Origin of the sequence: Acinetobacter sp. CIP 102637 (assembly GCF_000368425.1) — a bacterium.
GTDB classification, from domain to species: Bacteria; Pseudomonadota; Gammaproteobacteria; order Pseudomonadales; family Moraxellaceae; genus Acinetobacter; species Acinetobacter parvus.
Window position 1 is genome coordinate 221,981 of the sequence record NZ_KB849435.1, and the last position, 26,401, is coordinate 248,381.

At 44.1% G+C, this 26,401-nt stretch carries 24 protein-coding genes; 9 read left to right on the forward strand and 15 right to left on the reverse strand.

Annotated features, from left to right (window positions below; genetic code table 11):
- Positions 1–69: 69 nt before the first annotated feature.
- The 6 genes from adeK to sdsA form a co-directional block, all read right to left on the reverse strand.
- Positions 70–1,530, reverse strand: a complete 1,461-nt coding sequence (gene adeK / locus F967_RS04225) for a multidrug efflux RND transporter AdeIJK outer membrane channel subunit AdeK (RefSeq protein ID WP_004798404.1) — start codon at positions 1,528–1,530, stop codon at positions 70–72.
- 5 nt (positions 1,531–1,535) lie between these two features.
- A complete protein-coding gene (locus F967_RS04230) occupies positions 1,536–4,709 on the reverse strand; it encodes an efflux RND transporter permease subunit (protein WP_004674971.1) in 3,174 nt (1,057 codons plus the stop codon).
- A gap of 12 nt (positions 4,710–4,721) precedes the next feature.
- Complete coding sequence (locus F967_RS04235; RefSeq protein WP_004674970.1) at positions 4,722–5,984, reverse strand: efflux RND transporter periplasmic adaptor subunit; 1,263 nt, start codon at positions 5,982–5,984, stop codon at positions 4,722–4,724.
- Entirely contained in the window at positions 5,971–6,621 is a 651-nt protein-coding gene (locus F967_RS04240; RefSeq protein WP_004674969.1) for a phosphatase PAP2 family protein, read from the reverse strand. The genes F967_RS04235 and F967_RS04240 overlap by 14 nt, the downstream gene beginning before the upstream one ends.
- A 151-nt stretch (positions 6,622–6,772) precedes the next feature.
- Complete coding sequence (locus F967_RS04245) at positions 6,773–8,842, reverse strand: site-specific recombinase (protein WP_004755949.1); 2,070 nt, start codon at positions 8,840–8,842, stop codon at positions 6,773–6,775.
- Between the two features lie 15 nt (positions 8,843–8,857).
- Positions 8,858–9,835 (reverse strand): All-trans-nonaprenyl-diphosphate synthase, encoded by a 978-nt coding sequence (sdsA, locus tag F967_RS04250; protein WP_004681534.1) that lies wholly within the window; start codon positions 9,833–9,835, stop codon positions 8,858–8,860.
- A 458-nt stretch (positions 9,836–10,293) separates the two neighbouring features.
- Here sdsA and rplU point away from each other — a divergent pair, with 458 nt between their 5' ends.
- The 7 genes from rplU (at position 10,294) to F967_RS04285 (ending at position 16,056) form a co-directional block, all read left to right on the forward strand.
- Complete coding sequence (gene rplU / locus F967_RS04255; RefSeq protein WP_004652230.1) at positions 10,294–10,605, forward strand: 50S ribosomal protein L21; 312 nt, start codon at positions 10,294–10,296, stop codon at positions 10,603–10,605.
- Positions 10,606–10,622: 17 nt separating this feature from the next.
- The gene (rpmA, locus tag F967_RS04260) at positions 10,623–10,877 is read left to right on the forward strand and encodes a 50S ribosomal protein L27 (RefSeq protein WP_004640422.1); all 255 of its coding nucleotides are present in this window, start codon (positions 10,623–10,625) and stop codon (positions 10,875–10,877) included.
- Positions 10,878–11,075: 198 nt separating this feature from the next.
- Entirely contained in the window at positions 11,076–11,771 is a 696-nt protein-coding gene (gene lolA, locus F967_RS04265) for an outer membrane lipoprotein periplasmic chaperone LolA (RefSeq protein ID WP_004798407.1), read from the forward strand.
- Positions 11,772–11,899: 128 nt separating this feature from the next.
- Positions 11,900–12,661: an RsiV family protein gene (locus F967_RS04270; protein WP_004798409.1), complete on the forward strand. Its 762-nt coding sequence runs from the start codon at positions 11,900–11,902 to the stop codon at positions 12,659–12,661.
- A gap of 117 nt (positions 12,662–12,778) precedes the next feature.
- The gene (serS, locus tag F967_RS04275; RefSeq protein ID WP_004798411.1) at positions 12,779–14,050 is read left to right on the forward strand and encodes a serine--tRNA ligase; all 1,272 of its coding nucleotides are present in this window, start codon (positions 12,779–12,781) and stop codon (positions 14,048–14,050) included.
- Between the two features lie 69 nt (positions 14,051–14,119).
- A complete protein-coding gene (gene cysG, locus F967_RS04280; protein ID WP_004760939.1) occupies positions 14,120–15,493 on the forward strand; it encodes a siroheme synthase CysG in 1,374 nt (457 codons plus the stop codon).
- A gap of 83 nt (positions 15,494–15,576) precedes the next feature.
- Positions 15,577–16,056: a tRNA (cytidine(34)-2'-O)-methyltransferase gene (locus tag F967_RS04285; RefSeq protein WP_004798412.1), complete on the forward strand. Its 480-nt coding sequence runs from the start codon at positions 15,577–15,579 to the stop codon at positions 16,054–16,056.
- A gap of 158 nt (positions 16,057–16,214) precedes the next feature.
- On the opposite strand, the gene F967_RS04290 is transcribed toward F967_RS04285, so the two are convergent.
- The 6 genes from F967_RS04290 to rpoD form a co-directional block, all read right to left on the reverse strand.
- Entirely contained in the window at positions 16,215–17,624 is a 1,410-nt protein-coding gene (locus F967_RS04290) for an APC family permease (RefSeq protein WP_004798414.1), read from the reverse strand.
- A 252-nt stretch (positions 17,625–17,876) separates the two neighbouring features.
- Entirely contained in the window at positions 17,877–19,061 is a 1,185-nt protein-coding gene (locus F967_RS04295) for an iron-containing alcohol dehydrogenase (RefSeq protein ID WP_004681523.1), read from the reverse strand.
- 1 nt (position 19,062) lies between these two features.
- Positions 19,063–19,596 (reverse strand): hypothetical protein, encoded by a 534-nt coding sequence (locus F967_RS04300; protein ID WP_004777944.1) that lies wholly within the window; start codon positions 19,594–19,596, stop codon positions 19,063–19,065.
- An 81-nt stretch (positions 19,597–19,677) separates the two neighbouring features.
- Positions 19,678–20,331: a lipoyl(octanoyl) transferase LipB gene (lipB, locus tag F967_RS04305; RefSeq protein ID WP_004798416.1), complete on the reverse strand. Its 654-nt coding sequence runs from the start codon at positions 20,329–20,331 to the stop codon at positions 19,678–19,680.
- 149 nt (positions 20,332–20,480) lie between these two features.
- On the reverse strand, positions 20,481–20,768 hold the full coding sequence (locus tag F967_RS04310) for a YbeD family protein (RefSeq protein ID WP_004798420.1): 288 nt from the start codon (positions 20,766–20,768) through the stop codon (positions 20,481–20,483).
- 136 nt (positions 20,769–20,904) lie between these two features.
- Positions 20,905–22,788: an RNA polymerase sigma factor RpoD gene (gene rpoD, locus F967_RS04315; RefSeq protein WP_004798422.1), complete on the reverse strand. Its 1,884-nt coding sequence runs from the start codon at positions 22,786–22,788 to the stop codon at positions 20,905–20,907.
- A gap of 349 nt (positions 22,789–23,137) precedes the next feature.
- Here rpoD and F967_RS04320 point away from each other — a divergent pair, with 349 nt between their 5' ends.
- Both F967_RS04320 and F967_RS04325 read left to right on the forward strand, forming a co-directional pair.
- Complete coding sequence (locus F967_RS04320) at positions 23,138–23,344, forward strand: PA3496 family putative envelope integrity protein (protein ID WP_004674946.1); 207 nt, start codon at positions 23,138–23,140, stop codon at positions 23,342–23,344.
- A 71-nt stretch (positions 23,345–23,415) separates the two neighbouring features.
- Positions 23,416–23,940 carry a YecA/YgfB family protein gene (locus tag F967_RS04325; RefSeq protein ID WP_004674944.1) on the forward strand — a complete coding sequence of 175 codons (525 nt, stop codon included), beginning with the start codon at positions 23,416–23,418 and terminating at the stop codon, positions 23,938–23,940.
- A 64-nt stretch (positions 23,941–24,004) separates the two neighbouring features.
- Here F967_RS04325 and tmpT read toward each other — a convergent pair whose 3' ends face one another.
- The 3 genes from tmpT to F967_RS04340 all read right to left on the reverse strand — a co-directional run bounded on the left by tmpT (position 24,005) and on the right by F967_RS04340 (position 26,398).
- Complete coding sequence (gene tmpT / locus F967_RS04330; RefSeq protein WP_004798424.1) at positions 24,005–24,664, reverse strand: thiopurine S-methyltransferase; 660 nt, start codon at positions 24,662–24,664, stop codon at positions 24,005–24,007.
- Between the two features lie 49 nt (positions 24,665–24,713).
- A complete protein-coding gene (locus F967_RS04335) occupies positions 24,714–25,322 on the reverse strand; it encodes a DedA family protein (RefSeq protein ID WP_004798426.1) in 609 nt (202 codons plus the stop codon).
- A gap of 143 nt (positions 25,323–25,465) precedes the next feature.
- A complete protein-coding gene (locus tag F967_RS04340; RefSeq protein ID WP_004798427.1) occupies positions 25,466–26,398 on the reverse strand; it encodes an oxygen-dependent tRNA uridine(34) hydroxylase TrhO in 933 nt (310 codons plus the stop codon).
- Between the last annotated feature and the right edge of the window lie 3 nt (positions 26,399–26,401).

A 26,401-nucleotide genomic window follows, 5' to 3' on the forward strand; every position in this document is an offset into this window, starting at 1 on the left:
TATTCAGTCGGACTCAAAATAAACTAGCCATCTCGGGAGATGGCTATAGATAGTACATCTTATTAAGGTTTATTGTGCAGCATGTATTTTAGCACTAGAGGGTTGAGGCGTTACTGTATCACTGGTATTGGTCTTTAAACCACCACCCAATGTTTTGTAAAGCTCAACTTGGTTGTTCAGGTTGGCCTGTTGTAACAGCAGTAAACCTTGCTCAGCCGAATACGCTGAACGCTGGGCATCCAACACGGTTAAATAACTATCAATACCTGCACGGAAACGGGCGTTAGACAGCTTATAGGTCGTGTTGGTTGCATCCACTAAACGGCGTTGCGCGGTTAAACGATCACCAATGTTGGCACGGGTTGCAAGCGCATCATTCACTTCACGGAAAGCAGATTGAACTGACTTTTCATAGTTTGCCAGCGCAATTTTCTGATCGGTCTCTGAAATCTTGATGTTGGCTTTACGTGTACCCCAATCGAAGATTGGCAAGCTAATATTTGGACCAATTGACCAAGCAGCATTGCCTGCCTTAAACAGGTTGCTCAAATCTGTTGAAGCATAACCTGCCGAACCTGTCAGGCTAATTGTTGGGTAGAGTTGTGCTTTGGCCGCACCAATATTTGCACCTGCGGCACTGAGTTGATATTCAGCCGCTTTGATATCTGGACGATTATTAAGTAGGTCACTTGGCAAACCAGCACTTAAAGCACTTTGTTTGGTAATTTGAGAAATTTGCTGTTGTGGCAATAAGTTTTGAGGAACTGTTTGTCCAACCAGTAAATTTAACAAGTTTTGTGCTTGTGCGATTTGCGTTTTATAGTTGGCAACATCATTACGTGCGGTTTCAACCGAAATTTGCGCCTGACGTAATGGAATCTCACTATCAATGCCCACATCGAAACGTTTCTTGTTCAGGTTAAACGAGTCTTGCTGCGCCTTGAGGGTTTGATTTGCAAGTTTCAACTGTGCACTTGCATACGAGTAGTTTAACCACACCTGAGTGATCTGGCTGATTAAACTAATTTGTGTGGCATCACGCGCACTCTGTGTCGCAAGGTAGCTATCTAGTGCTGCATCTTTTAAGCTGGCAACACGCCCCCAGAAATCCAGCTCATAGGTTGTTTGTGGTATACCCACCTGATAAGTAGAATAAGGATTGTTTGGATCATAACTTGGGGATACCTGTCGAGTTGCGCCCCCCCCGACACCAATGGTTGGCAATCTGTTGTTTTCTGAGATTTGGTATTGTTGCTGTGCTTTTTGAATGTTGAGGACAGCAGTACGCAAGTCACGGTTGTTGGCAAGTGCCATATCAATCACTTGCAGTAAACGCTGGTCAGCAAAAAAGTCTTTGTAACCCTGTTCCGCGATTGATGCGCCAGAAGCCTTGCCATAAGAGGCAAAGCTTTCAGGAATATCTGTGTTCACAACAGGCTCTGGCCCGCGCATGCTTTGGCACGCAGCCAAAGACAACGCGAGTGCAGAGATTGCAATGCCACGACTGGAAATAGACCATACAGTTTGCATCACGATCAATGCTCCTGAGTATTTAAAGTTTTAGGTTTGTACTTAAAGATACTACGAATCCACACGAAGAATACAGGGATGAAGAAGATACCTAAAAGTGTTGAGGAAATGACACCACCCAATACACCATAACCGACTGAGTGCTGGCTACCCGCACCCGCACCGCTTGCAAGCGCCAATGGCAAGACACCAAAGCCGAACGCCAGTGTAGTCATGATAATTGGACGTAGACGCATTTTGGATGCATGCAGGGTTGCTTCAAGCAACTCTTCACCTTTTTCTTGTAATTCTTTTGCGAATTCAACAATCAGGATTGCATTCTTCGCGGATAGACCAATTACGGCAACAATTGCAACCTGGAAGTAAATGTTAAAGGATAAGTTTGGATCACCTTTAATCAGCATACCTAACCATGTCAAGGCAAATGCACCGACGATACCTAAAGGTACAACCAGCAATACCGAAACAGGTACAGACCAGCTTTCATAGAGTGCAGCAAGACACAGGAATACGATTAATAATGAAAGAACAAGAAGAGGTGCTGTTTGGCTACCAGAATCACGTTCTTCTAAAGATAAACCTGTCCATTCATAGTCGAAACCGGTTAAGCCCATAGAAGGTAACTTACCAATGATTTCTTCCATTGCCAACATTGCATCACCAGAGCTGACACCCGGTGCAGGCGTACCCTGAATGTTGACGGATGATACACCGTTATAACGTTCAAGACGTGGTGAACCATAGGTCCATTTGCCAGTTGCAAATGCAGAGAACGGAACCATTTCGCCTTTGTTGTTACGTACATACCACTGGTTGAGGTCTTCAGGCATCATACGGGCATTGGCTTCACCCTGCACATAGACTTTTTTCACGCGTCCACGATCAATGAAGTCATTGATGTATGAACCACCCCAGGCAATGCCCATGGTGCTGTTAATATCGGCGATACTGACACCCATTGCACCTGCTTGCGCTTGATCAATGGTGATCTGGTACTGTGGTGTATCTTCTTGACCATTTGGACGTACACCCGCAAGACGTTTGTCTTGTGATGCCATACCTAAAATCGCATTACGAGCAGCAATGAGTTTTTCATGCCCTTGACCGCTGGCATCTTTTAACTGGATATCGAAACCAGAAGCGACACCCAATTCAGGCATTGCGGGTAACTGCAATGGCATGATGTAAGACGCATCTTTCACAATCATGTTCAATGCCATACCACGTTGAATGATGGCACCGATTTGTGATTCTGGTGTCGTACGCTCACTCCAGTCTTTTAATTTAATAAAGGCAAGACCCGCGTTTTGACCCACCCCTGTGAATGAGAAACCAGCAACTGTAAAGATTGACTCTACATTTTCTTTTTCCTTATTCAAGAAATAGCCTGTCATGGTATCGATGACTTTGTCGGTTCGTTCCAAGCTCGCGCTCGGTGGTAACTGAACCAGTGTCATCACCACACCTTGGTCTTCTTCTGGTAAGAATGAAGATGGCAAAACTTTATAAATGCCAACCAAAGCGGCAATCACAACAATATAAAGTACCCCAGAGAATAACTTGTGGTGGGTCATACGATTGACACCGCCTTGGTATTTCTCCGAAAGTCTTTCAAAGCTACGGTTAAACCAACGGAAGAAACGCGCGAAAATATTGTTGCTTTCCTGCTTGTTTGGATCGTGCTGTTTTAACAAGGTTGCACATAGGGCAGGGGTAAAGGTAAGTGCTACGATCAATGACAAGATCATCGCAGTAACCAGCGTGATCGAGAATTGACGATAAATTACCCCAGTGGTTCCACTAAAGAACGCCATCGGTACGAATACCGCTGTTAACACACTGGTAATACCGACTAAGGCGCCTGAAATCTGACTCATCGACTTTTCGGTCGCAGGGACAGGTTCCAGATGTTCTTCCTGCATTACCCGTTCAACGTTCTCGACCACGACAATGGCGTCATCCACCAATAGACCGATGGCCAGTACCATTGCAAACATGGTGAGGGTGTTGATTGAGAAGCCAAACATATTGATTACGGCAAAAGTACCCAGTACCACCACAGGCACGGCCATAGTTGGAATAATGGTGGCACGCCAATTCTGTAAGAACAGGAACATCACAATAAAGACCAAAATGATCGCTTCAATTAAGGTTTTAACAACGCTCTTAATCGAAAGTTCAATAAATGGCGTGGTATCAAAGGCCAATTCATCCTTTAAACCCTCAGGGTAGTTAGGACGTAATTGCTTGAGACGTTCTTCCACAGCAGCAGCAGTATCGAGGGCGTTAGCACCTGTAGACAATCTAATTGCGACACCGCCTGCAGGCTTACCGTTGAACTTTGAGTCAAATTGATAGTTATCTGAACCGAGTTCGACACGTGCAACATCACCCAAACGAACTTGTGCACCACCTGAGGTATTTTTCAGGAAGATGTTTTTAAACTGTTCAGGGGTTTGCAACATGGTTTGTGCATTTACCGTTGCGTTAAGAACTTGGCCTGCAGTTGATGGCGCACCACCGAGCTGACCCACCGCAACTTGCGAGTTTTGTGCACGAATAGCAGTTGCAACATCATTTGGCGTCAAGTTAAAGCTAGTCAGCTTTGCTGGATCTAACCAGATACGCATTGCATATGAACCACCAAATACTTGGAGTTCACCTACACCTGCCACACGACTCAGTGGCTCAGAAATATTTGAGTTCACATAATCTTTAATGTCAGAAGCAGAAAGGCTGTTATCTGGCGAATAAAATGCAATAACTTGCAAGAAGCTTGCACCAGACTTCGTCACTTTTACACCTTGACGTTGTACGTCAGCAGGTAACAGTGCTGTTGCTGATTGCAGTTTGTTTTGAACTTGTACTTGGGCGATATCTGGATCGACACCTTGTGCGAAGTTCAAGTTAATTGATGCTTGACCATTACCCGCACTATTCGATGAAATGTAACGTAAACCATCCAAACCATTCATTTGTTGTTCAATGATTTGGGTGACCGTATTTTCAACGGTTTGCGCAGAAGCCCCAGGATAAGTTGCAGAAATCGTTACCGTGGGGGGGGCAATTGTCGGATATTGTGCAACTGGCATTTTTGTGAGCGTGATAATACCCGCCAACATAATGACCAGTGCGATCACCCATGCAAAAATTGGGCGATGGATAAAAAATTGAGCCATGCAATCTACCCCTTAAGCTTGTGAAGTAGCTTTTTGTTCAGCTTTTGCTGAATCGGCTTGCTTTTGTTGTTCAGCGGCGGCTGGTGGTGTAGCATTTTGACCTTGTGGTGCTTTTGCCTGTGGCTGGTAAGGTTTTACAGAAACTTGCTGGCCTTCCTTAACCTTGGCAACACCATCAACCACAATCTTGTCACCCGCCTGTAAGCCATCGGTGACAATCCAGTCCTGAGCTTTCACACCAACCGTTGTGATTGGGCGCGCTTCAACCGTATTCTTCGCATTTACAATCAAGGCAATCGCCTGTCCTGTTGGTAGACGTGACACAGCCACCTGTGGAATCAGGTAGGCATTTGGAATGATGCCCTGTGAAATCTTGGCAGTTGCATACATACCTGGTAACAACAGGTGGTTTGGATTTGAGAACACTGCACGCAAGGTCACTGTACCTGTGTCTGGATTGACTCTGGCATCAGAGAAAGCCAACTGGCCTTCAACAGGATAGTCGGAACCATCTTCAAGCGTAATCTTGACACGGGTGTTGTTGCTGTTGTTCAGGCTGCCTTTACTGAGCTGTTGACGTAGGCGCAACATTTCGGCACTGGATTGGTTAATATCAACATAGATCGGGTTAAGCTGTTGAATCGTGACCAAGGGATCAGCCTGATTCGCTGTCACCAACGCACCAGCTGTTACCGAAGAACGGCTGGACTGGCCTGAGATTGGCGCACGTACAGTAGAATAGCCCAAAGTGATCTCAGCATTTTTCAATGCCGCCTGAGAGGCTGCTACATCGGCTTCAGCCAACAGGACCTGGGCATGAATATCATCATATTCCTGTTTGGAAACCGCATTGGTGCCAACCAACTGACGATAACGCCCTTCTTTAACGCGTAATGCATTTAGGTTTGCTTGCTGGCGCAATAAGGTCGCGCGGGCGCTGTCTGCGCTTGCACGGTTGGTCTTGGCGTCAATTTCATAAAGTGCCTGACCTGCCTGAACATAACTGCCTTCAGCAAATAAGCGCTTTAAAATGACACCACCTGTTTGTGGACGTACTTCTGAAACCTGATAGGCGGAGGTCCGCCCAGAAAGTTCCACACTTTGTTCTACACTTTGCGGTTGGGCAACAATGACACCGACTTCAGGAGGTGGCATTTTTTGAGCAGCAGCAGCTTGCTGTGCATCTTTAGGGTCTTTGCTACAACCAACAAGCGCAATGCTTGTTGCCAACGCGCAAGCAGTGAGGGCAGGAGCCCAAAGCTTAGCTGACATCATTATTCCACCTCAATTTAGATTTTTTATCTAAAAACAAATTGTTGCTGAAATTGCCTTGATACAGCCAAAACCAAAGCAACGAAGTCCAAATCAGCCCGATTCCCCAACCTGCCAATACATCGGTTGGATAGTGAACCCCAGCATAAACTCTAGATATCCCCATGAAAACAAACCATAAAGTAGATACTAAAATAATGCTGTTACGGTATTTATGCGCGCTGTACAGCAACATGAACATATTCGCAAGGGTCGCAGCATATAGGCTATGGGCACTTGGGAAAGATGCGCCATAACTTTGAATCAAGTGATAAAGTTCCAAGGGTCTTGGTCGATCAATGCCCCATTTCAGAAGCCAGCCAATCACAATACTTCCACCCACACTTAAAGCGATAAAAATTGCATTCTTATAGTTTTTAATCCAAGTTTGATAAATACACAAAAAAGTGGTTAAAAATAATAAAAATGGCATTCCACCCAGTCGAGAAAGCAGAATGGTTACCTGGTTAAGCACAAACGAACGGTGTTCAAATAAAGCTTGAACACTAAAAAGGTCTAAAGTCGATGTGTCGAGATAAACCAGCCCAAACACACCGAGTCCTAAAAAAAAGCAACCAATACAAAGCAGTAGGTGCGGCATGCGAACCTCATTATTTGCTTAACCATTGTTCATGGTTGTCGAATGTTTGAAAGTGTACTTGCGAGTACACTCTTGGTCAAGTCTTGAAATCTTATGATAATTTCATTTTCATGTTTTTTAAGGTTCAGTAAAAAAACATAACAAAATTTGATTAATGTCTCATTTTTTGCTCTGTCGTGTCTTGCTCTTCCACTTCAACAGGTTGTTTTGGGGGCCAGAAGAAATCACTTGGTCGGGTCAGGAAATGGGTGATGACTAATTTAGCCAAGGGTTTCCACTGTGAGAAGCGAACACGGCGCGCACGCAACGCGACAATAATCGTCAGGGTAAAGCTGACAAACAGGTTGGTGAGACCAATCAACATAACGCCCAAAAATGACACGATGATTAAACCAAGGTCAGGTGCGCCGCTTACTGTCATTAAGCCTTGAATGAAATTGGCGGATGCAAAGGCAATATGACGGATATCCAGCGGCAGGCCTAAAATAAAACCGATGGTTCCCATACTTCCCAGCATTATCCCGAACAGGAAGTTACCTGCCAAAGCCCCGAGATTGGTTTCAATATAGTTGGCAAACTTGTCCAGTCGTGCCTGTCCCATCCAGCGTTTTAGGCGGCGGTGCTGTTTTAGACGGGGGCCGACCTTTCGGTAGACTGCCAGATTATCGAAATAGCCCGCAATCAGGCCTGAAAGGAATAAACAGACACCTGCAATTGCCGCATGCGGGATAGCCAGCGAAGTAAATGGATTTAAATCATGTAGTGTCTTGGCTGCCTTAATAGGGGAAAGTAACGGTTCCCCAAGACTGTACTGCCATAAAAAGGTAATTAAGGCCGCTACAGGAATAGCGATTGAAATATTTCCCAGTATTGCGATGAATTGAGTTCGGATAATATTGATAATCAGGGCCGCCAGTTCAGCAATCTGAGCTGTTTTACTGCCTTTCTGCTGCTGTACCGTTGCTGCAAGTGCTGCGGCCGTCATCGCAGGTTGTTTGGTTGCAACCGTAAAATGCAGCACATGGATCAGCATGAAACCTAGACCATAATTCATGCTATATAAAAATGCATGCATAAATGGAGCAAGTACCAGACGGGTCGTTAAAATTTTCAAGGTGGCCATGACGGCAATAATTGCGCCTGCACCTGCCGCCGCCTTATACATGCCGAAAAAGCCTTTTTTATCGGTACTTACATAATGCTCACCTGTTTTACTGGCATTTTCGGTGACTTGCAGGGCAATCAGTTCACTGGTTGAATTTAGTAGGTGACGAACACTTTTTTCATCATAATGGGCCTGGGTCAGGTCAGTAATTAATTGTCCCAGTGCGATATAGTGGAAATCATTTTTACTGGCAAGCAAACCAAGCAATAATTCAATACGGTCAAGCGCCTGCTCCAGTAAGGACAATAAATAGGTCAGGCTGATACTGACCCCGATGCGCTTGGTTGCCCGACGGATCTTGAGCACAACCTCACGGCATTGGTCCAGCATCACAAAGGCCTGTGACGCATCGGGAGGAGCAAGCACCGCAACTGTATCCTGCTGGTGTATCTGCTGTTTATACTTTTCAATGAACTCTACAATTTCACGGTTCTGAACCAAAAAAGGTGACTCATATTCAATAATGTCGGGTTGTGCATTAATAAATTCTGGATACAGACCAATGCCACTAATCCGATAGGACAACACAGTAATGGCCTTGATCAGGTCGGTTTTACACACCTGTTTTTCATTCGTGTTGCTTTGGCTTTCAGCAATTAGGTTGAAGAGGGTAATCCAGTCCTGATTTTCGATCAGGTCCAGCCATTCTCCATCACTTTGCTTATGAAAGACTTTGCCAACGAGGGTTTTAAGCTGGTTAGCATCTTCCACTAAAGGCAGGAAATGTGCGCCAAGACGTTGCCCAAGCTGATTCCAGAAACCATCCAGCGAAAGAATGCCGCTGTCGGCATAGAGGCTGATCTGTTTATACTGGCTCATCAGCTTGAGCAGGAAATTCTGGAGTAAAGTTGCTGAAGTGGGAGTCAGCAAAAGAATTTTGATTAATGCATGAATTCGCTGTTTAACTTCTTCAGCATCATTCGGTTTTTTGGGTCGTATGCGATTGACCAGTTCAATGAGGATCTGCTCATTGGCAAGAAGACTTTCAGGAACAGCTTCAGGATGGTCAAGCTGTTCCTGCATTTTTAAAAATAAATCAGATAAATTTAAATGCATAGGCACTCAGAAAAATTATTGTAGTCGATGTAAGGCCATTAAGGTTAGATTCATCAGTGCCTGGCGATATTCATTATCTGGAAGTGCTTTAAGCGCTTCTAAAGCGGCATCCGTTTCTTGTTGGGCACGTTTTTGACAGTAATCCAGACCACCTGAGTGATGAACAATTTCAATCACTTTATCCAAATGTTCCACACCGCCTGTTGCAATGCTGCGGCGAATAATCGCATGGTCATCACCAGTGGAGTGGGCCAATGCTGAAATTAACGGTAAAGTCGGTTTGCCTTCCATTAAATCATCACCAATATTTTTACCCAGTGTTTCCGCATCGGAGGTGTAGTCTAAAATATCGTCAATGATCTGAAAGGCATTGCCAAAGTGACCCGCAAAGCGACGCAGTGGCTCACGGTATTCTTCAGTACCCGCCAAGATAGCCGCGCCTTCAGTTGCCAGTTCAAACAGGCGTGATGTTTTACCATGAATAATTTTTAGATAGGTTTCTTCAGTGGTCTCTGGCTGGTGTTGGGACTGAAGCTGTAAAACCTCACCTTCCGCAATTTCACAGGTTCCTGTTGAGAAATCCTTGAGTAAAGTGATGTTGTTTAAGTCCACCAGTAAATCGAAAGCGCGGGCAATCAGAAAGTCACCGACCAGAACGGCGGTCTGGTTGTTCCAGGTTGCATTGGCAGTGGGTCTGCCGCGGCGCAGATTGGACTCATCCACAACATCATCATGTACCAGCGTTGCGGTATGCAGCATCTCAATGATTGCAGCCAGATGCTGCGCATGCTGCATATTGGCTACACCACATGCACGGGCTGCGAGTAGGCACATGATTGGGCGCATACGCTTACCGCCAGCCTCAACCACATGCTTGCTGACCGACATGACCAGGCCAACCTTGGAGCTGATTCCTTCATTGATCAAATGATCCATCGCAGCAAAATCTGTCGCTACAGGAGAGAGAATGTCTTGCTTAAAATCGATAACCATATGAAGAAGAACCTCGTACAGGTGAAATATAGTGTTAGGTGTATCAATATGTCTGTTGCTGAACAGCTATACAGGCTGTGTAATCAGTCATTTAAATCGGTGCAGCGATTTTGCGGCTTTCGTTAGACAAAAAAGCGGTCTCTACATAGTCAAACCCAAGCTTTATACCATAGGTATGCGTGACTTTATATGAACACAGATTGTTATTGTCGCAATTGGTTTTTTAGAATGTATTGCAAAACCCGATCAGAATCAATAAAAACAACGTATTCTCAAACTGTTTGATTTTATTATGAAATCTACAGCTCATTTGTTGAGCGGCGTATTTGTGCAAAATCACTTGTTGTTTGATCAAATTTCACTTAAAATCTATCGCCTTGTATAACCCCAGTGGCGTTCGTCTTAAGATCGATATGTCCTTTTATCGGCACGACGACACGGGCAAGTTGGAGTACATTATGTACGCAGTAATCCAGAGCGGTGGTAAACAGCACCGTGTTGTTGAGGGTGAAACCCTTAAAGTAGAATTATTGAAAGCTGAAACTGGCGCGACTATTACGTTTGATGACGTATTAATGGTTGTAAACGGTGACAACATTCAAATCGGTGCTCCAGTTGTAGCTGGCGCAAAAGTAACTGCAGAAGTAGTTGGCCATGGTCGTCACGACAAAATCCGCATCATCAAAATGCGCCGTCGTAAACACTACCGTAAGCAACAAGGTCACCGTCAATGGTTTACCGAGTTGAAAATTACTGGTATCGCAGGCTAACACAGGAGTAAATAGACATGGCAACTAAAAAAGCCGGTGGATCGACGAAGAACGGTCGTGATTCGAATCCTAAGATGTTGGGTGTTAAAGTTTACGGTGGTCAAACTGTAACTGCTGGTAACATCATCGTTCGTCAACGTGGTACTGAGTTCCACGCTGGTGCAAATGTTGGTATGGGCCGTGACCATACTTTATTTGCTACTGCTGACGGCGTAGTGAAATTTGAAGTGAAAGGTCAGTTTGGCCGTCGCTATGTAACTGTTGAAGCTTAAGCTTTAATGGTTCAGAAAGACCCGCTTTTGGCGGGTTTTTTTATATTTACAATCTCTACATAAAGGCAGAAACTTCATACATAATGCAGGACTTTGCGACACGAAATACACAAAACCTGTGGATTTCTTCATTTTTTTCGTGATCAAAAACAGTAAGATGTCGTCATAACAGTAAAAATCTGATAGAAGGTTCATTTTATGAATTTCGTAAAAAAAATAGCTTATGCCGCAACATTAAGTGCCATCACGCTTGCCCCTGTTGTGGCAAGTCAGGTGTTTGCCGCACCTGTGGCTGCATCGGCTCAGCAGGCAACCAGCAGTCTGGTAAAGCAGTTGGCTGGCCTGCAACGACTGACCGCAGATTTTGAACAAAGCACCAAGACCACCAATAATAAAACTGTACAGAAAAAAGGCTTAACAGCCCAGCACATGAACCAGACCTTTAAGGGTGTGATGAAGGTTGAGCGTCCTGGAAAATTCTATTGGGAAACCACCAGTCCAGCCAAGCAAACCATTGTAACCACGGGTAAGGTGGTGTGGATTTATGATCCAGATTTACAGCAGGCAGTACGCCAGAGTCTGGATGATCAGGTGGCCAATACGCCTGCACTATTATTGTCAGGCAATACCAGTCAAATTATGGATGCTTATCGTGTGACCCAGCCTGACCGTAGCAAGCTGTACTATACCCTTTACCCAAAACAGGATGATGGTGCGTTTCAAAGCCTGACCATTAGCTTTGGCGCAAATAAGGCACCCACCTTGATGATTTTGCAGGATTCTTTAGGCCAAACCACGTATGTGCGTTTTAGCAACATCAAAGTGAATCCAGCAATTCCAGCATCGGTGTTTAACTTTGAACCGCCAAAAGGTACAGATATTATTGACCAGTAATGGATTTGACCCTACAAAAGCCGCATCTGTTGCGGCTTTTTGCTGGGCGTGATATAGATACATTTCTTAATTTCATCTAGGTACAAGGCTTTGTATAGTGAAGAAAAATTCTGGAGGCTTGCAAGGCGATGAAAATAGTAAAACCATCAAAATTGATTCCACTCATTCCAATACTTACGGTGATTGCACTGGCTGGCTGCCAACCTAAAAAGGAACAATCGGCAGCTAATGCTGAAAAAGTCGATATTCCATTGATTCAGGCCAAAGTTGTGGCGGTTAAGCTTCCTAAACAAAAGTTGTGCCTGGAAGATGGATGTACCAGTTATGACTTGCAAACGGTCGAGACCAAGCAAAAATGGATTGATGAATATTTTATCAATCGTATGAAAAAGGCCGAGCCGAATGCCTTTGCCAACATTGCAGACCAAAAAGTCAAGGTGCCAGCGGATGAACCCTCGCTTAGTGAAAGTAGCACTTATGTACGTTTTTTAGGGCAAAACTATAATTTAGCGACTTTTGCTATTCAGACCTATAGTTACCCTGCGGGTGCGGCACATGGCATGTCGCATCAGGAATTTGTCAATTTTGACCTGTCCAATAAAAAACACATTACTGTAAGTGAATTGGTTAAACCTGACATGAACCAAAAACTACGCGATGAGTTATATGCCTCGAATCAGAATTGGCTGGAAGACCACAACATCAAGAAAGAGCAGTTGCAGGTGAGTGACAACTATTATTATGGTGTCAATGGGATAGTATTCGTCTATCCGCTGTATGAATTGGCTTCGTACGCCGAAGGGATGAGCGAGTTGACCCTGCAATATTATGCAGCCAAACAGTTTATTAAGCCGCAATATCTGCCAAGTCTGCCGAAAGAGCCCGTTTAGCCAGTATTCAGCATCGACATATCGTGTGTGGATGCTGAGTCTTTGTTGTCTATTACTGTATTTTTTTAGGTTAAAGCCTTACACTATAGCCAGTTTTTTCTCTATTCATGATTGATTATGATCGACCCAAAATTACTCAGAAATAATATTGAAGCGGTCAATGCCGCTTTGGCAAAACGTGGTATTCAGCTTGATGTTCAGGAATGGGCGGATTTGGAAGCGCGCCGTAAGGAATTGCAGTCCAAAGCTGAAAACTTGCAGGCAGAGCGTAATGCGGGTGCTAAACAGGTCGGTCAAATCAAGAAATCGGGTGGTGATGCATCTGAGATCATGGCACGTATGGCTGCCATTGGTGATGAAATCAAGGCTGCTGAAGTGGCTTTGGCTGAGCTGCAAACTGAGCTTGAGCAGAAGTCACTGGCGATTCCAAACTTGCCAGATGAGTCTGTGCCTGAAGGGAAAGATGAGAGTGATAATTTAGAAATCTTAAAGTGGGGCACACCACGCCAGTTTGATTTTGAGATCAAGGACCATACCGATCTGGGCGAATGGATGGGTGGTCTTGAGTTTGAGACCGCAACCAAATTAACAGGTTCACGTTTTAGCGTACTCAAAGGTCCTTTGGCACGTCTACAACGTGCTTTGACGCAGTTTATGTTAGATACGCATACGCTCAAAAATGGTTATACCGAAGCGTATGTACCTTATCTGGTCAATGCAGATAGCTTACGTGGTACAGGTCAGCTACCTAAATTTGAAGAAGACTTATTCAAGTTACAGGGTGAAAAAGAATATTACCTGATCCCGACCGCAGAAGTGCCTGTCACCAACTTTGTGCGTGACGAAATCATAGATGCGGATCGTTTGCCACTCAAATACGCAGCACATACACCATGTTTCCGTAGTGAAGCAGGTTCTTACGGGCGTGATACTCGTGGCCTGATTCGTCAGCATCAGTTTGACAAGGTTGAAATGGTGCAAATCGTAAAACCAGAGCACTCAATGCAGGCGCTTGAAGAACTGACTGCACATGCAGAGGGTATTTTGCAGGCATTGGGTTTACCTTACCGCAAGATTTTGCTCTGTGGTGGTGACATGGGCTTCGGTTCAACCAAGACCTATGACCTGGAAGTCTGGGTGCCAAGTCAAAATACCTATCGTGAAATCTCAAGTTGCTCAAACATGGGCGATTTTCAGGCACGCCGTATGAAAGCACGCTACCGTGTCGATCAGAAGAAGATCGAATTGGTGCATACCTTGAATGGTTCAGGTCTTGCAGTAGGTCGTACCTTGCTTGCCGTGATGGAAAATTATCAACGTGCCGATGGTTCGATTGAAATTCCTGAAGTTTTACGTCCATATATGGGCGGTGCAAGCTATATTGATTAAACTGTGCATCCATTTTGTGCATAGTTTTTGCTTTAGCCCAATCAGATCTAAAAAATATAGAGGCGTATCGTGGAAATTTTCCCAATCTCTTTAAAGTTGCAGCAGCAACGTTGTCTGATTGTTGGCGGTGGGCATATTGCCTACCGTAAAGCAAGTTTATTGGTGAAGGCAGGTGCGATTGTCGATGTGATTGCGCCTGAGATTGAGCCTGAGTTACGCCAGCTTGTTTACAAATCGATGGGGCAATATATTCAGGCCGCTTTTTCTGAAAATATTCTTGCTACAGGTTATCGTTTGGTGATTGCTGCAACCGACAATACCGCTGTGAATAAAAGCGTTTTCGAGCAATGCGAAGCACGTAATATTTTAGTGAATAGTGTGGATGATATTCCGAATTGCCGTTTCATGGTTCCCGCGATTATTGACCGTTCACCTTTGGTGATTTCCGTTGCATCCAATGGAGCATCGCCTGTTTTATCCAGACAACTTCGTACCCAGATTGAAACGATTGTGCCGCATGGTATGGGGAAACTGGCTGAGTTTTCAGGTCTTTGGCGTAAACAGGTCAAGGAAAAGATTTCCAATCCCGATGAACGCCGTATCTTTTGGGAGAATCTGTATGCCAGTCCGTTAAAGGAGCAGGTGTTCAATGATAATCTGGATGTGGCGAATGATTTGATCCAGCAGGCGTTGACTGAATGGATAGCACCGAAAGGTGAGGTGTATCTGGTGGGGGCTGGTCCAGGTGATCCTGAGCTTTTGACCTTAAAAGCCTTACGCTTGATGCAACAAGCTGATGTGGTGATTTATGACCGCTTGGTGTCTGCGCCGATTCTGGAACTCTGCCGCCGTGATGCGGAAAAGATTTATGTCGGTAAGGCCCGTTCCAATCATTCCGTTCCACAAGAGGGTATTAATGCCTTATTGGTGGAGTATGCACAAAAAGGTAAACGTGTTTGCCGCCTGAAAGGTGGTGATCCCTTTATCTTTGGACGTGGTGGTGAAGAAATTCAGGAGCTGGTTGAAGCCAGTGTCACTTTTCAGGTTGTGCCTGGAATTACCGCCGCATCAGGTTGTTCCGCATATGCAGGGATTCCGCTGACCCATCGTGATTATGCACAAAGCGTACGTTTCCTAACTGGGCACTTAAAAGAGGGTTCACCAGAATTACCCTGGAATGAACTGGTGTATGAAAATCAGACCTTGGTGCTGTACATGGGCTTGGTGGGCTTGGAGCGTATTTGTGAGCAACTGATTGCACATGGTCAACGACCAACCATGCCTGTTGCCTTGATTTCCAAAGGTACAACGCCTGAGCAGAAAGTACTGGTGGGTACATTGGCGGATATTGCAGCCAAAGTGTCTGAACATCATATCGTAGCACCGACCTTAACCATTATTGGTGAAGTGGTGAGTCTGCGTGAACAGTTACAATGGTTGTAAGAATCTCATAATTAATGTTTCAATTTATACCCCCCTAAATCCCCCCTCACAGGGGGGACTTACATGCAATGTAGAGAATATTTGTGATTCATGTTGTGCTATACGAGCCTGAAATTCCTGCCAATACTGGCAATATTATCCGTTTATGTGCCAATACAGGTGCGCAACTGCATTTGATCAAGCCTTTGGGCTTTGAGCTTGATGATAAGAAACTGAAGCGAGCAGGTTTGGATTATCACGAATGGGCAAGAATGCAGATTTGGGACAGTATCGAACTTTGCCTCGCGGATTTAAAGGCAAAGGGTATTGGCATCAATGATATTTTTCCATTGACCACCAAAGGTTCTGCCACACCGCATACGGTCGATTTAAACCGTTCTGTTGCATTACTTATGGGGCCTGAAACTCGTGGCTTGCCTGAACAGGTACGCCTGATGTTCCCGCAGGAAAACTGGATTCGTTTGCCCATGGCTGAAAATTCAAGAAGCCTGAACCTTTCCAACGCAACTGCGGTGATTGTCTATGAAGCCTGGCGGCAGCAGGGGTTTAAGGCACTGACTTGATTATTAAAAATTTTCTGTCATCGTAAAGGCTTATCGAAACAAAGGCTAAATGTTTAAAGATTTAAAGCAAACCTCATCATATATGACATTGAAATTGTTTCAAACTTTTTTAAAATTAATAGAAAAGGCGCATTGAGCGCCTTTTTATTCCGAGCAGTTTAACGATCATCAAACTCATTATGCTGAGGGGCATTGTATTTAAAGCCTTTGGTTTTATAACCAAGGTATAAAATACCGAACATTGCCCACCATAAGCCATATTTCAATGCCGTGTCTTCAATTTCAAGCCACATGGCAAAAACGCTGAGAAAGCCCAAGAGAGGAATAATCACAAAGCTCACAATGTCCTTGAAGTTCTTGGTTCGACCATCACGTAAGGCATAACGTGAAATCACGGACAGGTTCACGAAAGTAAACGCAATCAGGGCACCAAAACTGATCATGGAAATCACTACATCCAGACTCATAAAACCTGCACTTAATGCCACCAATCCAACAATCAGAATGTTATAAGATGGCGTAAAGGTTTTCGGGCTGATATGGCCAAAGATTTTCTTGTTGATGACCCCATCACGACCCATCACATACATTAAGCGTGATACACCTGCATGGGCAGAAATCCCTGATGCCATGACCGTCACAATCGCAAAGGCAAGCACATAGGACTGGAATAATGAACCACCCACCAGTAACAGGATGTCAGGCTGGGTTGCGGCGACGTCCTCAAAATAAGTTTTAGGATCATTCGGGAAGTAGATTTGCATAAAGTAGGTACTGATAATAAACACAATACCTGCAAATAATGCAGTCAGGAAAATCGCTTTAGGCAGCGTCTTTTCAGTATCCTTGGTTTCTTCCGCCAGTGAGCTGAGCGAGTCAAAACCCGTAAACGAGAAGCACAGCAGGGTTGCACCTGTAATCAATGCGCCTACAGAAGTCAGGTCGTTCCAGAATGGCTCCAGGCTCCAGAGTTGGTAACGTGTTTCTGCAGTAATTGGACCTTCGGCGTTATATCCCATCTGTAGTTTGCTATAGACCAGATAGGTGAATACAGCAATCACGATAAGCTGGACGAGGACAATCAGGCTGTTAAAGTTCGCCACAAAACGTGCGCCACGTAAGTTGATGCCAGTCATAAAGGCGGTCAGAACAATCACCCAGACCCAGTGGTTTACAGTCGGGAATAATGCGTCAAGATAGATGCCTGCCAGAATGATATTGACCATTGGTGACAGCAGATAGTCCAGCCATGATGACCAGCCCACCATAAAGCCCACGTTGGGATGGATGGATTTTTGTGCATAGGTATAAGCCGAACCTGATGATGGGTAACGACGAATCATGTGACCATAACTGATCGACGTGAATAAAATTGCAATTAGGGCAACAATATAGGAGGTCGGAACATGATGATGACTTTCTTTCGATACCAGTCCGAAAGTGTCAAACAAAGTCATGGGCTGAATGTAGGCTAAGCCAATAATGATAATGTGCCAGAGACCTAGCGTTTTTTGCAGCTTAGCTACCGATGGAGTCCCAGAGATATTTGTCAACGGCGTTATCCTCATAATCGTTGATCAAGGATCAGCTATGGTTTAAGGATCGTTTGAGACGAAAACGATCCCCCCTATAGAAAAAAGAAGTTCGCCAATCTATCGTAAATTGATAAACATTGTCAGTACTTTTACGCTTTTTTTAGCAATTTTTTTGCCAGTTGTGCAGAGAAACAGATGAATAAAAATTCATTGAAATGAAAAAAGCCCCGATCATTGGTTTAGATCAGGGCCTATTAATGATAATTATTTATCTAAATAAATGAATTACCAGGCTTTTTGTAGAATTGCACGTAGTTCCTGCAAATTGGCCTCTTTAGGATTGTAAATGATAGAACCATCATTTAACGCTTTCTCAGCCACTTCATCCAGCTGTGCTTCAGTTACCTTACCTGTTTCACGCAGGGTACGTGGTAGCTTGGTGAGGCTGAATAGGCGGTCACGCATGGTTAAAATAGTTGCAATTGCTTTATCTGCACGCTGGCTGGCAGGTGTTTGTGCATAAATGTCTGCACCTGCAAGTGGCAGTAATAATTCACCAATCTTGTCGCCATTGATCTCTTTATTATATTCAAGCACATATGGCAGGAATAGGTTCATACATAAACCGTGCGGCAGGTGAGCCACTGCACCTAAGGCATGGCCAAGTGAGTGAACCAGACCAACCATTGAATTGGAGAATGCAATACCTGCCATGGTCGAAGCCTGTGCCAACTCTAAACGGCCTTGGGCATCACTTGGGTTGTCCAGCACCTTGAACAGGTTTTCACTGATCTTCTTGATACCAGCACTTGCATATGCATCACTTAATGGATTCGCTGCTAAACAGGTGTATGCCTCAACACAGTGCGTGAGTGCATCCATTCCAGTCATTGCGGTTAAGTGTGGTGGCAAAGTCTGGGTCATGCGTGGATCAAGAATCGCAGCATGGGGCATAAGATAATATGATGCAAATGCGAGTTTTACATTACGTTGAGTATCAGATACCACCGCAACCATCGTTGCTTCTGAGCCTGTACCAGACGTGGTTGGAATTACGAAAAATGGCTTTAATGGTTTTGGAAGATTATGCGCACCAGAGTATTGAAGCAAGTCATTGCCACCTTCAGACACAAGGATGTTGGTTGCCTTGGAGGTGTCAATCACTGAACCGCCGCCAATCGCAATAATCGCATCACAGTTTTGCTTACGGTAAAGTTCCGCTGCCTGGCGTACCACTTCCAGGCTTGAATCTGGTGGAACGTCATCAAAGATTGCACCAATCACGGCATCAGTGGTGCTGAATGCCGCTTCGATTGGGCCAAGTAAACCGTTGGCGCGTACACCTTTATCGGTAATGATCATTGGGCGTTTTGCGCCCAGAGTTGCAAGCTCAAACGGAATATGCTCTAACGCAGCGTTACCTGCAATTACCTTTACAGGACAGAAAAATTCGTAATAAGGCTTAGCCATGTTATGCGCTCCGTTTAAAATATGATTTTGCGACTTTGAGATAGATATTTTTTGCGCCAGTGAATTTTTCTTTTAATGTTAATTCAGCTGGATAACGCTTGACTGCAAGGTTGGCAATCAGCTTAGGCAGGATCAACGCTTCCATCTTGTTCAGGCAACGCACAAGACGGATTGCACTGGATACATCACCATCGGCAATCATGCGGTCATTGGCAAATGCTTGGGCAGTACTCTCCTGAAACGAGAAAACCAGAAATGCATGGGTAAGATGCTTGAACGTGATGGTTAAATCAGGTTTGCCTTTATAGTTGGAGAGAAGCTCCAACTGTTTTTCTTCTGTTACTCGGGCAACAAATGCAGGTCCATTTGGAAAAACATTCATTGAAAGTATAAAGCCAACAGGAAACTTGGAAACTTCCTGTTGTACTTCATCGTCCACTTGGCTTGCCATTACTAAACCACGACCAACAACATCCATCATGAGTTTTACGTAGGCAAATTGCAAAGTGGGCTTCACTGCTTTGGTTGAAATCACTTGCGTATCCCTTGTTAAAATTATGCAAAAGCAAATTTAGAGTAATTACTCTAATTTATTTCTTTAAAATTGAAAAGTAGTTTATTCAGATTTGACTTCAGGGTCATGAAAGAAATTGGTATTTTTTAAATAACAAACAAAATCATGACAGAGCTGCTCGAAGCTTGGATAATCTTCGAGCAGGTCCTGCAAGCGTACCATTTCTAAACCTGCGTATCCACAAGGATTAATGGTTTGAAAACCAGTCAGGTCACAGTCAATGTTCAATGCCAAACCATGATAGCTACGACCACGGCGAATTTTAAAACCGAGAGAGCCAATCTTGCGCCCTTCAACGTATACTCCAGGTGCATCAGGTTTTGCATAGGCCTGAATATTGTATTGTTGAAGCAGGTCAACCATGGCCTTTTCAGCAAAGCTGACCAGAGTGCGTACATGCCATTTCAGGCGGTTTAAATCAAGCAGGAAGTAGGCGACCAGTTGTCCCTGTCCATGCCATGTCACTTGCCCCCCACGGTCGGTCTGAACAACAGGGAGATTGGTTTGCCTGAGAATATGTTCCGCCTTGCCTGCCTGCCCCTGAGTAAGGACATCCTGATGCTGTAATAACCAGACCTCGTCAGGTGTGCTTTCGTCCCGATTCACTGTAAAGTCTTTCATGGCTTCAAAAAAGGTAGTGTAGTCTTGTAGGTCTTTGAAACAACGAATGATGAGGGAGGGTTTATCAAAGTTCATTACCGCATGTTTCCTTTGATTCTTTCAATTTTATCAGATGCTTAATTATGTAATGCTTTAGCTAGGATAAATACCTGAACATGAAAATTTTATATAACAAGTATTGTTATTAAAAAAATCCAAAACACTTTCGTATTTTGGATTTCTATTTACAGTGCTGTTTTGATTAAAGGACAGGCGGCAAGATCAGCATACAAGGCATGAACCTGTTCCAGCTCTTCAAAGCGCAGCTGCGCAGTTAAGGAATGGTATTTTCCTGTACGTGAAGGTTGTACTTTTACTGTACCACCATCGAATTCAGGAAAGTGCTTTTGTAAAATATCTACAACAGCCACTCGAAGTTCATCCCCAGCATTACCGATCAACTTGATTGGATAGTCCATCGGGAAAACCCAAAGATGTTCTTGCAATTCGCGAGATGGAGTGCGGTCTACCATGAGTAACCTCTTAATTTGAAACGCCTGCATCAGTGCAGGCGCTTATGTTCTAACTAGGTAAATGGAGGCGAAGTGTTTAACTTCAAGCCCTGCACCAAAGCATTGTTGCGCTCTTGATACAGGATGTCCCTAAGCATCAGTCATTTTCAAGGAATGAACGTAGGTGCTCTGAACGAGATGGATGACGTAGTTTACGCAGAGCTTTCGCCTCAATCTGACGAATACGCTCACGCGTCACGTCAAACTGCTTGCCCACTTCCTCTAAGGTATGGTCGGTTGGCATATCAATACCAAAACGCATTTTCAACACTTTCGCTTCACGTTCAGTCAGGTTCTCAAGCACTTCACGGGTCGCTTCCTTTAAGCCTTCTGAGGTCGCGGCATCCACTGGAGAAGTGATGTTTGAGTCCTCAATAAAGTCACCAAGATGCGAATCTTCATCATCACCAATCGGTGTTTCCATCGAAATCGGTTCTTTAGCGATTTTCAGCACCTTACGGACTTTAACCTCATCCATTTCCAGACGTTCGCCCAGCTCTTCAGGGGTTGGCTCACGGCCCATTTCCTGAAGCAACTGGCGGGAAACACGATTGATCTTGTTAATGGTTTCAATCATGTGCACTGGAATACGAATGGTACGCGCCTGATCCGCAATCGAACGGGTAATCGCCTGACGGATCCACCAAGTTGCATAGGTCGAGAACTTGTAACCACGACGGTATTCAAACTTGTCCACCGCTTTCATCAAACCGATGTTGCCTTCCTGAATCAGGTCAAGGAACTGCAAGCCACGGTTGGTATATTTCTTCGCAATCGAGATCACCAAACGTAGGTTGGCCTCAACCATCTCTTTTTTGGCACGGCGGGCTTTCGCTTCACCAACCGCCATACGCTTGGAAATATCCTTGATATCCTTAACGTTTAAATCCAGTTCTTTTTCAATGTCGGCAATCTTTTGCTGGAATGCCAAAACGTCTGGGCGTACTTTTTCCAGATGGCCCTTGATTTCAGCAGGTGCCTTGGCAATCTGCTCATCCAGCCAGGCTGGGTTTGATTCCTGTTCTGGGAAGGTCATACGGAACTGATTGCGATCCATACGGCCACGACGCACCGCATAACGCATGATTTCACGTTCATTGGCACGGATTTGCTCATGGGTACCGCGAATCATTTCTGAAATGATGTCAAACAGGCGAGGTGTAAATTTGAACATCATGAACACGGCAGCCAAAGACTCTAGTGCAGCTTTTGCCTCATCACTATTGCGACCATGTTTTTCAATGATGGATTTGGTTTGTTTCCAGGCATTTTCTAATTCAGAGAAACGAATTTTTGCAACCTCAGGGTCTGGACCTGAATCACCTTCAGAATCATCATCGCCCTCAGACTCTTCCTCTTCATCATCATCATCAAGCTTGACTTCCTTGGTGGTAGAAGTCGCGTTTTTATCTTCCTCAAGCTCCGTTTCTTCTTCAAGAACTTCAGGAATATCCTCATCGGTTTCAGGATCTAAATAGCCTGAGAGAATATCGGCAAGGCGGCGCTCGCCAATTAAAAAATCATTATATTCTTTTAAAACGACTTCCACGGCATTTGGCCAGTAAGCGATTGAGTGTAAAACGTCACGGATACCTTCCTCGATGCGTTTTGCAATACTGATCTCGCCCTCACGCGTAAGAAGTTCAACCGTGCCCATTTCACGCATGTACATGCGTACAGGGTCTGTGGTACGGCCTGGTTCACTTTCAACCGATGCCAGTACGGCAGCAGCTTCTTCCTCGGCAACCTCATCGGCAGCTTCGGTAGATTCACCAAACATGGTGTCATCGGTTTCAGGCGCACGTTCATGCACAGGAATACCAACGTCCTGAAGCATCTGGATGATGTCTTCAATCTGCTCACTTTCCGTAATTGAGTCTGGTAGATGATCGTTAACCTCAGCGTAAGTTAAGTAACCTTGTTCTTTGCCTCGGCTAATCAGAGCCGCTACTTGCGAAGTAGGGGAATTCATATCGCTCATCTTTGCTTACTCTTTTGTTGAATCTGTGGCGGTGAAAAACCGTGCATAATAGCATAGTTCACAGGGAATGTTCTGGATTTGATCCGTTTGCTTTAAATAAAAAATGGTATTGATTTCACGTCTGTTTCTTGAATATGGGGGTGTGTCATAATTTTTCAAGCAGCCCATCCTTTTTGCGGAACTTTTTTGATTGGTATTGTCCTGGGATTATACTTACACAAAAAAACCGCCGAAAAAAAGTACAAATCACCGATTTATAGTAAAAAAATAAAATAAAACTTGACAAGGTGGTTTGAGACAGATAAATAGCGGCTAGACCCATTTATATTTTTCGTATAAGAGGTACTTAGTGTCTTCTACAGATTTTGAATTAGATGATGATAACTACGGCGATGATGATGTTGGTTTTGATGAATCATCAGGAAAAGTCAGTGCCAAGGAATCATTGGAAAAACGCCGTTTGATTGATGATCTGTTGGCTCAGCGTCGTTTGGAACGAGAATTAAAAGATTTTGACTACGATTTCGACGATGATGACCTCGATGACGAAGACTAGGCAAAATTGCTGAGACTTTGTGTCTGAAAATGTTATGCTGTCGAAAATGTAACTTTAGAGCTGGATAAAAAATGAGTACCCTGGATTTAGACTTGTTAAGTAATTATCTTGACGGTGACCAAAACGAATATGGTTTAGATTTTGCGGCGACTCATGGCTTTTTGTGCGCTATTGCCGTTGGCCCAAAGTTTGATCGTTGGCTGGATGAGCTGTTCGAGAGCAATCAAAAGAAAGTTCCGAGTGAGATCATCGAACAGATTAAAGCCTGGCTGGAATCCATCCGTCAGGATTTGGCCAATGAAAATGGAATTGAGTTTCCATTTGAAATTGAAGAGGCTGATGTGGATTCAAGTTTAGGTGACTGGAGCGTCGGTTTCGTTGATGCCATGTTCCTGAACGAAGATGCCTGGTTTACGCCAGAATATGAAGAACAACTGGTTGATTTGACTTTGCCGATTATGGTGTTTAGTGGCATTGATGAGGAAGATCCCCAAATGGAGTCTTTCCGTCGCAATGGTCAGTTGATGGATGAACTGGCTGAGGAAATTCCAGATAATCTTAATGAGATTTATCTCATGTACCATACACCAGCTTGAGGATAGGTTTGAGGCCGCAATGATAGCGGCTCATATATACGCCAGGTTAAGTATTTAAACGTCCTTATGGACGTTTTTTATTTTGGGATAGGGTTATTTCTTTAGCAGCCAAATTTTTTTCCTGGGCATTCACTTTTCCTTTGAGCAGTTCAGTTTGGCTATCGAGTGGCTGTATGTTGTATTCACTGGAATAGTAGTCTTGAAGCTGTTGGGTGGAAATGGAAAAAGGCGGACCAGCCATCATGGATTGATCATACTCAAAGCTAATCAGTAATTGCGATGCTTCACCACCAATCTGAATGAGATGCTGGACATATTGGCTTCGCATTTCTTCTGGCAGGGCGACCAAGGCTGCCCGATCATAAATCGCATCAATCTTTCCTGTCTGTTCAACCGTCAATTCAAAAAAATCACCGACAAATAGGTCAATTTGTGGATGGTGAAAATGACTAAGATTTCCAGTCCGAGTTTCGGTAAAGGAAAGTCTAAGTGTTGAGATTAAGTCCTGAATGGCAATTGGACTCAGGTCAATTGCCACTACATGATAGCCCTGACCTAAAAGCCAATGTATGTCTAAACTTTTACCGCAGAGTGGGATAAAAATACGGCTATTTGGAGAGAGATTTAAGGAACCCGTATATTTAACCAGTAGTGGGTGAGGCTGGTTGAGATGAAAGTCAATCTCATTTTTTTGCCATTTTTGATGCCAAAACTCATGCTGCATGGTTTTTCCTTAACTTAGATGAATAATAAAGGAGAAGTCTTTGTCTTTTTTATGTTTTCTGCCCAAATTTTTTAGCCATTTTCCAAATGATGTAAAGTATGACAATTGCCAAAATAATATAGCTAGCCCGTTGCATAATTAAAGACATTAGGGCCTGATCTTCACTGAGGTGATAGCCTAAAAATGCCAGGAATGTTGTCCAGATGATGGTTCCGAATGCGCTGTAAGCCATAAACTTGCCAAAAGGCATCTTGCTCATTCCAGCGGGGATACTAATCAGCGAGCGTACCGCTGGAATCATGCGGCCGAAGAAAACGATTTTATGTCCATGCTGGTTGAACCAGCCCAAGGCCTTTTCAAGGTCGGTAACCTTGATTCTAAGGAATTTGCCGTAATGCTCTATAAAACTGAATAAACGCTGTTCAGGAATTTTACGGCCAATCCAATAAAGGATCATCGCCGCGATCAGTGAACCTGCGCTTCCAGCAATGATAACGCCAATTAAGCTCAAATCCCCCTTGGAGGCGGTATAACCCGCAGAGGGCATAATAATTTCAGAAGGAATAGGAGGAAAAATGTTATCTAGGAACATCAAAAAAGCGATGCCTAAATATCCAAGCTTCTCCATGACTGACAAGACCCATTCTTCAAGTCCCATAATACCCTTATATAGTTCATTTGATTATTGTTTTTAGCATAGGATGGTTAATCATGAAGCTCAATGGTCTAATCGTTACATCATTTTTATTGTTATCATAAAAAAGCCATAGTAGAACTATGGCTTTCAGTTTTTTTTAATTTTTATAGACGTTTGCGTTTTGCCGCTGCAATTTGTGACTGACGCATACGGAAACCCTCTTTCTGCTTTTCTGTAGTTTTATCAATACAGAAAACACAGGAAACGCCGTGTTCATAGCTTGGTAATTCGGCTTCTTCTTTGGTTAAAGGCCAGCCGCATGCGTGACACTTGATGTTCTCACCTTCTTCAACCCCATGTGTCACGGCAGTACGGCCATCAAATACAAAACATTCACCTTCCCAAAGGCTTTCCTCGGCAGGTGTTTCTTCCAGATATTTAAGGATACCGCCTTTTAAGTGGTAAACCTCACTAAAGCCTTCCTGCAACAGCAGGGAAGTGGATTTTTCACAGCGAATACCGCCTGTACAGAACATGGCGATTTTCTTGTCTTTGTGCTGCTCAAGGTTTTGTTTTACATATTCAGGAAATTCACGGAATGTTTCTGTTTTAGGATCAATTGCGCCCTTGAATGTACCTGCCTTATATTCGTAGTCGTTGCGGGTATCTACCAGAATCACATCATCACGACTAATCAGATCATTCCATTCCTTTGGGTCAAGATAATGGCCAACCAGGTCACGTGGCTTAACCTCAACACCCAGGGTAACAATTTCATTCTTCAGTTTAATCTTCATCTTGCGGAATGGTTTTTCAGAGCTGACAGACTCTTTATATTCCATTGCGGCAAAGCCTTCGTTCAATAGGAATTGATGAACCGTGTCAATTGCTGCACGGTCGCCAGCAACGGTACCATTAATTCCTTCAGAAGCGACAATCAGAGTTCCACATAAATTGATGCCATTCACTAAGTCCAGAAGACGTTTTTGCAGATCGGCCGCATCCGCAACTTCTTTAAATTGATATAGTGCCGCAACAACCCAATTATTGGTCGCTTGCTGTTCTACAGGTGCAAGCTGTTCTACAGTAGCGTTCATGGA